General features: G+C 67.8%; 7 protein-coding genes. 3 read left to right on the top strand and 4 right to left on the bottom strand.

The window, feature by feature from the left end; all coding sequences use genetic code 11:
* The first annotated feature begins 98 nt into the window (after positions 1 to 98).
* Positions 99 to 539 carry a gamma-glutamylcyclotransferase family protein gene (locus NBW77_RS21130; RefSeq protein ID WP_250280210.1) on the top strand — a complete coding sequence of 147 codons (441 nt, stop codon included), beginning with the start codon at positions 99 to 101 and terminating at the stop codon, positions 537 to 539.
* A 5-nt stretch (positions 540 to 544) separates the two neighbouring features.
* Here NBW77_RS21130 and NBW77_RS21125 read toward each other — a convergent pair whose 3' ends face one another.
* Complete coding sequence (locus NBW77_RS21125; protein WP_165485854.1) at positions 545 to 1033, bottom strand: MarR family winged helix-turn-helix transcriptional regulator; 489 nt, start codon at positions 1031 to 1033, stop codon at positions 545 to 547.
* A gap of 144 nt (positions 1034 to 1177) precedes the next feature.
* Between NBW77_RS21125 and NBW77_RS21120 the strand changes: the two genes are divergently transcribed.
* Positions 1178 to 3334 (top strand): MMPL family transporter, encoded by a 2157-nt coding sequence (locus NBW77_RS21120; protein WP_131745619.1) that lies wholly within the window; start codon positions 1178 to 1180, stop codon positions 3332 to 3334.
* Positions 3335 to 3428: 94 nt separating this feature from the next.
* Here NBW77_RS21120 and NBW77_RS21115 read toward each other — a convergent pair whose 3' ends face one another.
* The 3 genes from NBW77_RS21115 to aspS all read right to left on the bottom strand — a co-directional run bounded on the left by NBW77_RS21115 (position 3429) and on the right by aspS (position 7912).
* Entirely contained in the window at positions 3429 to 4634 is a 1206-nt protein-coding gene (locus NBW77_RS21115; RefSeq protein WP_131745618.1) for an amidohydrolase, read from the bottom strand.
* Between the two features lie 107 nt (positions 4635 to 4741).
* Positions 4742 to 5884 (bottom strand): glutamate--cysteine ligase, encoded by a 1143-nt coding sequence (locus tag NBW77_RS21110; protein WP_131745617.1) that lies wholly within the window; start codon positions 5882 to 5884, stop codon positions 4742 to 4744.
* 288 nt (positions 5885 to 6172) lie between these two features.
* The gene (gene aspS, locus NBW77_RS21105) at positions 6173 to 7912 is read right to left on the bottom strand and encodes an aspartate--tRNA ligase (protein ID WP_131745616.1); all 1740 of its coding nucleotides are present in this window, start codon (positions 7910 to 7912) and stop codon (positions 6173 to 6175) included.
* A gap of 300 nt (positions 7913 to 8212) precedes the next feature.
* Here aspS and NBW77_RS21100 point away from each other — a divergent pair.
* Positions 8213 to 9081: WXG100 family type VII secretion target (locus NBW77_RS21100; RefSeq protein WP_250280209.1), on the top strand; the 869-nt coding region annotated here is incomplete at its 3' end.

The following is a 9081-nucleotide window of genomic DNA, read 5'->3' as shown; positions in this document are numbered from 1 at the left end:
GCGCGGCAGGGGCGGGTACGGTAGGCGCCAGTGAAGATCAAGCAGATACGCCCCCGCCGCCACGACCACGGCGAAGAAACCCGCGAAAGACGTGCGCCATGACCATGTACGCGGCCTACGGCAGCAACCTCGACCCAGGCCAGATGAAGGAACGCGCCCCCCGCGCCCCGGTCATCGGGACCGGCTGGATCCACGGGTGGAGGCTCACCTTCGGCGGTGAGGACGTCGCCTGGGAGGGTGCCCTGGCGACGATCGTCGAGTCCCCCGGATCCCACGTCTACGTGATGCTCTATGACATCGACCGGCGCGATCTGAAACAGCTTGACGTCTGGGAGGGCGCGGATGCCGGCCTCTACACCCGCATCCGTGTGCGGGTGTCCACGCTCGACGGCGAGGCCCTTGCCTGGACGTACGTGCTGGACGCCTACGAGGGCGGGCTACCGTCCAAGCGGTATGTCTCGATCATGGCCGACGCGGCCGAGCGGGCCGGCGCCCCGGCCGACTACGTCATGGACCTCCGCAACCGCCCGACCGCCTAGCCCAGCTACCCGGGAGGCCCGGAAGAGCCTGTTTCCGTCGCAACACGGGGTTGCCGAGGCTGGATCGCCTGCCCCCGCGCGGCCAGTTCGTCGTCCAGGATCCCGAGGATGCGGACAAGGTCGGCCTGGTCCTGCGGGGAGAGCACGTCGAACAGTGTTGATGCCCGCTCGATGTACTCACGCCCGACCCGCTCCATCACCTGTTCACCCTCGCCGGTCAGAGTGACAAGGGTTGCCCGACGGTCATCCGGATGCCGGCTTCGGCGTACCAGGCCCTCGTGTTCGAGGGTGTCCACGAGTCCGGTGACGGCCCGGGCGGTGGTACCGAGGTCGTTGACGAGATCGCGCATGATTGGCGGACGTGGGTGATGTCGGATTGCCGACAACAGCCGTACCCCGGCCGGGCTCACTCCACCGAGGCCGATGATTCCTTGCAGATAACGCACCCAGGCAGGCCCTAAGCGGGCGAAGGCGCAGAAGATCTGCTCCCGCATGGGCGCCCGATCATCTCCGTCGCCAGGAGTAGCGATATTATCGCCCATACGACAGACCATTACCGGCTACACAATCACGAGTGCTATTATCACTCTGGTCACCATGCATGAGCACAGATCATCTTAACGAGTTGGGAGACGCCGATGTCGGCGCTCGCACGTTGGTGCCTCCGGCACCGCCGCATTGTGATCCTTTTCTGGATCGCCGCTTTCATCGTAGGCGGCGCCACAGCCGGCACCACCACCAAGCGACTGACCTTCGACTTCTCACTACCCGGCCAGCCCGGCTATGAGACCGCCAAACGGGTACTTGCCATCTACCATACCGACGGCCAGAACGCACCGATCATCCTGGTCCTGTCCGCGGACTCCGGGAAGGTCGGCGACCAGCAGGCGGCCGACACGTTTGCCGCCGTCAAGCGGGATGTACCCAACGTCCGGGTTATCGGCAAGGCCGAGACCGCGGACAACATCTTCGTCACGGCCGACGGCAAGGCACAGTTCGCCTACGCCTTCTTCCCGAAGCAGACCAGCTTCACGGCCACAACCATCAGCGACGTGAAGAAGGCGCTCGCCAATGACACTCCGGCCGGGTTCACCGGCAGAGTCACCGGCCTCGACGAGCTGGCGACCAACGGCGCCGACAACGGCGGGCCGGGCGTACTGGTCGAAACCTTGCTCGCGGGTGTCGGCGGTCTTGCCGTCCTCGCCTTCGTGTTCGCCTCGCTGCTCGCGCTGGTGCCGCTGCTCGTCGCCGCGGTGGCCATCACCTCGACGTTCCTGATCCTGCTCGGGCTGACCTTCTTCGCCGACGTGTCGTTCCTGGTTCAGTTCCTCGTCTCCCTGATCGGTCTCGGCGTCGCCATCGACTACTCGCTACTCATCGTCACCCGGTGGCGGGAGGAGCGCGACCACGGCCGGGACAACCACGACGCCGTCGTGGCCGCGATGGAGACGGCGGGCCACGCCGTGCTCTTCAGTGGTCTCACCGTCGCGATCGGGCTCGTGGCCCTGGTCGTCATCCCGGTGCCCTTCCTGCGCTCCGTCGGCTACGGCGGCATGTTGATCCCGCTGGTCAGCGTCGCGGTGACGACCACCCTGCTGCCGGCCCTGCTCGGTGGCGTCGGCCCGCGGGTCGACTGGCCGCGCATCCGCCACGAAAGCACCGCAAGCCGGTTCTGGACGAGGTGGGCTGCCCTGCTGGTCCGCCGCCGCTGGATCGGAGCCGGGGTGGGTGCGGCCATTCTCGTCGCCCTGATCATCCCGTTCTTCGGCATCCAGATCGGCACGGCCCAGTCCGGATCCCTGGCGAAGACCGGACCCGCCTACGAGGCACTGCGACTCCTCGAAGACAACGGGGTGCCCAAGGGCGTTCTCACCCCGGCCGAGATCCTCGTCGAGTCGCCCGTGACAGGCGCCGTCGTGCAGCGCGTCCGAGCGGTGAACGGTGTGGCCACCGCGATGGCACCGAGCGGCCCTGCGGCGAACCGCAACGGGACTTCCCTGATCGTGGCAGTGCCCGACCGGGAGACCGCGGGCGGCAGCAGCACCGACCCGATCAGAAACATCCGGTCGGCGGTCCACCACGTACCCGGGGTCATCGGTGTCACCGGGATCGGAGCGTTGCAGCTGGACTACATCCACGGCGTCTACGGGGTGTTTCCGCTGGCGCTGGGTCTGATCGTCCTGGTCACCTACGTGCTACTGGTACGCGCCTTCCGCTCTCTGCTGCTACCGCTGAAGGCGGTGCTGTTCAACCTCATCTCGCTCGGGGCGACCTTCGGGGCCATGGTGCTGTTCTGGCAGCACGGCTACGGCTCCAAGGAGATCTACAACATCGAGGCCACCGGTTCGATCACCTTCTGGCTGCCCCTGATGGTGTTCGCGTTCCTGTTCGGCCTGTCCATGGACTACGAGGTGTTCATCCTCTCCCGCATCCGGGAGGAGTACGACGCCCGCGGTGACACGGACGCCGCTGTCATCGAAGGGGTCGGCCGTACCGGGCGGCTCGTCACCTCCGCCGCCCTGATCCTGTTCCTGTCGTTCCTGTCCCTGTCCAGCGGGCCGCAGACCGACATCAAGTTGTTCGCGACCGCCCTCGGCTTCGGCATCCTGCTCGACGCGACCGTCGTGCGCATGCTTCTCGTCCCGGCCATGGTCTCGCTGTTCGGCGACTGGAACTGGTACCTGCCGGACTGGACCGCGAAGCTGCTGCGGGTGGAACGGTCACACCCACACACCGCTTCGGTTATCCCGGAACCGCGGTCCAGGAAGAGCTCCGAGGTCCCGAGCTCACGGTAACGACAACGGTAACGACAACACCGGAGCCGGCGCGATGATGTTCCCTCGCGCCGGCTCCGCGCTTTCCCAGAAGGACGTCAGACTCAGGAGAACGTCAGAGCACCGCTGCGGTCCGGGCCAGGACCTCCAGCGCGGACGCGGCGAGGAACCGGACGCCGGTCCCGATCGCGGCCTCGTCCACGTCGAAACTGCCCTGGTGCAGGTCGTGGATGGGCCCGTCCGGAGCACGGGTACCGAGCCGGGCAAGCCCTCCGGGTACGTGATCGAGATACCAGCCGAAGTCCTCGCCGCCCAGGGACTGCGCCACGGACATCTCCGAACCCGGTGGGAGCACCTGGTTCACCGCTGCCCGGAACACCTCGATCGTGTCCGCGCTGTTCACCACCGGCGGCACCCCACGGCGGTAGTCCACCGCGACACTGGCCCCGTACGGCGCGACGATCTGCTCGGCGAGTCGGTGCACGAGCGCCGGCGCACCGTCCCAGGTGTCGCGGGACAGCGTCCGTACCGTCCCCGCGATGCTGCCGACCCGTGGGATCGCGTTGGCCACCGTCCCGGCCTCGATCTGCCCCCACACCAGCGACAACGACGACCGCGGGTCGACCAGCCGGGACAGGGCCGCGGGCAGTTCCACAGCCAGCCGCGACAAGGCGTAGATCAGGTCGACGGTGTTCTGGGGACGCGACGTGTGGCCACCGGGCCCCCCGAGCGTGACCCGCACGGAGTCGGCTGCCGAGGTGATCGGACCGGTGCGCAACCCGATGGTCCCCGCGTCCAGGGACGGGTCGCAGTGCACCGCGATCGCCATCGACACGGATTTCAGCACACCGGCGTCGATGACATCGAGCGCGCCACCCGGCATGGTCTCCTCGGCGGGCTGGAAGACGAGCCGGACGGTACCCGCCAGTGGGTTGTCGCGGGCGAACTCGGCGAGCGCCAGACCCGTCCCGAGAACGACCGCCGTATGGACGTCATGGCCACAGGCATGACAGACGCCGGGGACGGTGGAGCTGTAGCTCGCGTTCTTGGCGTCCAGCACCGGCAACGCGTCGATGTCGGCGCGGATCATCACTGTGGGCGCGTCCGGCCGCGGCTGGATGTCACACCACAGGCCCGTGCCGGCGGGCAGCAGATTCGGGGTCAGCCCGGCAGCCGACAGGCGGGCCGCCACGGCGCGGGTCGTCCGGTACTCCTGCCGTCCGAGTTCCGGATGGGCGTGGACATCCCGCCTGAAGGCAACGAGTTCGCTTTCGTTGCGGGCCAGCCAGGCGGCAACCGCCTCGACGGGGTTCACCGCCATGCCCGCTGTCCACACACACAGCGCAGGCCCGCCCCGACGAACCGGTCAGGGCGGATATCCTTGTACAGCAAAGGTCTGGTCCCACCTTCCCCGCCGCCGGCACCCGTTCACAGTGTGGGCCGGCGAGACTCCATCTCCTGGAGCAGGGTATCGACCACCGCGGCCAGATCCCCATCGGCCCGTCGCGCAACCGCCCGCTGTCGCTCACAGCTCGAGCCGACGTCTAGAATGTGCAGGACGTCAGTGAGTTCGTCGGCGCATTCCAGTCGGCGCGCGACGGGCAGCAGCTCGTCCACCAGGTCCGCGATCTCATTCCGGACACAGTGGGTCGTGCCCTGCTCATCGACCATGATCTCGGCATCGAGACCGTACCGCGCGGCCCGCCACTTGTTCTCCTGCACGGCCCACCGCTGCGGGGTCGGCAGCGTGTAGCCGCGATCGATCTGGGTGTTCATCCGGTCGACGAGGCACTGCGTCAATGCGGCGATCGCCCCGACCTCCAGCAACGTCGGCAGCCCGTCACAGATACGCAGTTCCACCGTGCCGAAGTTCGGGTGGGGTCGGATGTCCCACCACACGTCGCGGATGCTCTCCACTGTTCCGGAGGACACCAGCGCGGCCATGAACTGCTCGAACTGTGCCCAGTCGGACAGCAGGTAGGGCAGGCCAGCGGTCGGCAGGCCCTCGAACACCTTCGACCGCGACGACGCCAGGCCCGTGTCCATCCCCAGCCAGTAGGGCGAGGATGACGACAGCGCGAGAAAATGCGGGATGTAGGTGGCGAGGGCGTTCACAACGGGGATCGCCTTGTCCTGCGAACGAACCCCGACATGCACGTGCACGCCGAAGATGAGCATGCGCCGGGCGATCCACTGCATCCGGTCCAGCAGCGAGTGGTACCGCGGATCGGGGCTGAGCTGCTGCGTGTCATAACCGGTGAACGGGTGGGTGCCGCTGCACATCAGGGCAAGCCCACGCGGCTCGGCCAGATCCCGCAGGAGGCCGAGGGTCGAGGACAGGTCCGCCTTGGCGCCTGCCACCGTGTCACAGACACCCGTGATGACCTCGATGGTCGATTCGAACAGTTCGTGTTTGGCCCGCGGCTCGACATCCTTACCAATCTTGTTCTGGTACTCATCGAGGATGACGGTGGCCGCTCCACGGAGCTGACGGGTGTCACGGTCGACCAGCTGGATCTCCCACTCGATGCCGAGGCTGGACGTTGCCGACGACGAGAACGGTATGTGCATTCCCGGGGCCTCCCGCTGCATCCGATCGGCGAACCGCTCCGAACCGCGCCCGAATCATCCGGCTCCGGTACCCGGAGGCGGATTCACCGGTGATACCCCGCAACGCAACACGCAACGCCGAGGATTTCCTCGCGGCTCCGTTGAAACCCATCCAGGTAACCGTAAGTCGCGCAGTGTCAGTCCGGAGGCTTTTCGCCACGAATCATGCGCAGGATCCACACGCGGGCCAACCCGAAGAGCGCCCGAGGGCGGGGCGCCGCGAACCGGACAGGCCTGCCCTCGGCTGCTCTACACCTGAGGCAGGACCCGGATGCCCAGCTCACGCAACTGACGCGGCTCGATCTCGGTGGGCGCGCCGGTCATCGGGTCAAGCCCGGACTGGGTCTTCGGGAACGCGATGACCTCGCGGATGTTGTCCTCGCCGGCGAGGATCGCCACAAGCCGGTCGATGCCGAAGGCGAAGCCGCCGTGCGGCGGCGCGCCGTAGGAGAAGGGCGTCAGGAAGAAACCGAACCGGCGGTCGGCCTCCTGCGCGGAGATCCCCAGCGCGGCGAAGATCCGCTGCTGCAGCTCGGGCTCGTGGATTCGGATCGAACCCGAGCCCAGCTCCCAGCCGTTGAGCACCAGGTCGTAGGCGCGGCTGCGGACCGCCAGCGGTTCGGTCTCAAGCCTGTCGACGTCGTCGGGATGCGGCCGGGTGAACGGGTGGTGCCCGGGCTTGGGACGTCCGGACTCGGCGTCGATACCCACGAACAGCGGGAAGTCGACGATCCAGACGTAGCGGAAGCCGCCCTCCCCGGCAGCCGGGCGCCCGAGGTCGTTGCGTAGCTGACCGAGCACCTCACACGCCGTGGCCCACTCGTCCGCGACCAGCAGGAGCAGGTCGCCGGCCTCACCCCCGGTGGCCTTCACGATCCCGGTGAGCTCGGAGGTGGAGAGGAACTTCGCCACCGGCGACTCCAACGCCCCGTCCACGCCGACCCGCATCCACACCAGGCCCTTGGCCCCGAGCTTCTTCGCCCGGTCGGTCAGGGCGTCCAGCGCCTTGCGGTTGTGGGTCGCCGAACCGCCGGGTACGCAGATGCCCTTCACCGTGGGTGCCCCGGCGAACGCCTGGAAGCCGCTCCCGGTGAAGATCCCGGTCAGCTCGACGAGCTCCATGCCGAAGCGCAGATCGGGCTTGTCCACGCCGAAACGATCCATCGCCTCGTGCCAGGTGATCCGCTCGATCGGCGGCTGCGCAACGCCGGTCACGGCCTCGGTGGCGGCCAGTACCGCCTCGGAGATCACCTCAAGGACGTCGTCCTGGTCGACGAAACTCATCTCGACGTCGAGCTGGGTGAACTCGTACTGCCGGTCGGCCCGCAGGTCCTCGTCGCGCAGGCACCGCGCGAACTGGAAGTAACGGTCCGTGCCCCCGACCATCAGCAGCTGCTTGAACAGCTGCGGGGACTGCGGCAGCGCGTAGAAGCGCCCCGGCGCCTGCCGGGACGGCACGACGAACTCCCTCGCCCCCTCCGGGGTGGACGGCATGAGCAGCGGCGTCTCGACCTCGACGAAGTTGCGGGGCACCAGAGCGGAGCGCAGCGTGGCCAGCACCGCCGAACGGGTACGCAGGTTGCGCTGCATCCGCTCGCGGCGTAGGTCCAGGTACCGGTAGGTGAGGCGGGTCGACTCGTCGACGGCGTCGGCCCGGTCGTCGATCGGGAACGGCGGCGGGGTGGCCGTGGACAGCACCTGCACCGAGCAGTCACGCAGCTCGATCTCGCCGGTGGCGAGGCTCGGGTTGACCGTTCCCTCAGGCCGGGCGACCACGGTGCCGGTGATGCGCAGGACGTACTCGGACCGGGCGTCCACAGATCCGTCCACCACACACTGCACCTGGCCGGAGTGGTCGCGCAGATCGACGAACATCAACGACTGGCCGTGCTGGCGGCGGTGGGCCACCCACCCGCATACCGTGACCGTCTCACCGATGTGCTCTGTGCGCAGCGCACCGCACAGGTGTGACCGCATCGCCGTTTTCATCGACCCGTCCGTCCCGCTTCCCTCGGCCCTCGCCCGCGCTGTGCCCGTGCCCGTGCCCGTGCGCGCAGGGCGTGCCTGACCCGACCGACCTTACCGGCCGGGATCGTGGTGACCGATCGAATATGCCCGCATGCCCGGTGTCATATCTTGCGCACCCGCGGCGGCCGGCACGGTGTGCGTCGCATGGGCGCAGAGTGCCCCGCTTCCCAACAGGAGGGCAAGCCGCCGTCGTTTACTTACCTTTTGTAACGATATATGGGACCATGCGTTGTCTGTCCGATATGATAGGAAGAGCCGCGCATGGCACGACCAACCGACTGGTGGGTCCTCGATCTCGACAGCGACCCCACCCCCGGTGACCCGTACTCGATCCGGGGCCTCGCGCGACGCTTCCTGTCCCTTGCCTCCGACGCGGACGATGCCGCCGGTCGGGTGCGCGCACTGGCCGGCAACGAGGCCGTGGCCTCATGGGTCGGCGAGTCCGGCGACGCCTACCGAGACGAGATCGAGAGCTTCCCGAAGGATCTGGACAAGCTGTCCCACTCCTACGGGATGGCCGGACAGGCGTTGCAGACCTACGCCCGCGATCTCGACGATGCGCAGCAACGTGCAGACCAGGCACTGACGAAGGGTCGGGAAGCTCGCGCCCAGCTCGACAGCGCGCAGACCCAGGTCAACAGTGCCTACGCCGCCGCGACCCAAACGGCCACCGCTGTCACGAACCTCCAGAGACTTCAGCAACTCGCGACGGCGCCCGGCGCATTCGGCGCATCCGTGACCCTTGTGCCGAGCCCGGACCAGGTCACAGCGGCGATCCGCAACCACCACGCCGCACAGACACGTCTCGCTCAGACGCAAGCCGGCCTGACCAGTACCCAGGATGACCTGGATGCCGCCCGGCGCATGGCGCTCCAGGCGAAGGGGCTACGCGAGCAGGCCGAAGACACCGCCGTTCACCAACTCAAGGCGGCATCCCACGCCGGCATCCGCGCCAAGAGCTTCTGGGGACACATCAAGGACGCCGCGGCCAAAACGTGGCATGCCACCGTCGCGGTTGCCACGGTCGCGGCAGTCGTCCTCGGTGTGGTGGCGCTGTTCGTCTCCGGGCCGCTCGTGCTCGGCTTACTACTTGCCGCGTCTGCGGTGCTGCTGGTCGACACCCTGAACCG

It is taken from the genome of Frankia sp. Cppng1_Ct_nod (assembly GCF_920656135.1).
Classification (GTDB): domain Bacteria; phylum Actinomycetota; class Actinomycetes; order Frankiales; family Frankiaceae; genus Protofrankia; species Protofrankia meridionalis.
Note: the sequence above shows the minus strand (reverse complement) of the source record. Positions and strands in the feature narration are given on the sequence as shown.

Excerpts from the sequence above, each read along its gene's own strand:
- aspS (WP_131745616.1), bottom strand. The coding sequence starts at position 7,912 with ATGAAAACGGCGATGCGGTCACACCTGTGCGGTGCGCTGCGCACAGAG.
- NBW77_RS21110 (WP_131745617.1), bottom strand. The coding sequence starts at position 5,884 with ATGCACATACCGTTCTCGTCGTCGGCAACGTCCAGCCTCGGCATCGAG.
- NBW77_RS21130 (WP_250280210.1), top strand. The coding sequence starts at position 99 with ATGACCATGTACGCGGCCTACGGCAGCAACCTCGACCCAGGCCAGATG.
- NBW77_RS21125 (WP_165485854.1), bottom strand. The coding sequence starts at position 1,033 with ATGCGGGAGCAGATCTTCTGCGCCTTCGCCCGCTTAGGGCCTGCCTGG.
- NBW77_RS21120 (WP_131745619.1), top strand. The coding sequence starts at position 1,178 with ATGTCGGCGCTCGCACGTTGGTGCCTCCGGCACCGCCGCATTGTGATC.
- NBW77_RS21115 (WP_131745618.1), bottom strand. The coding sequence starts at position 4,634 with ATGGCGGTGAACCCCGTCGAGGCGGTTGCCGCCTGGCTGGCCCGCAAC.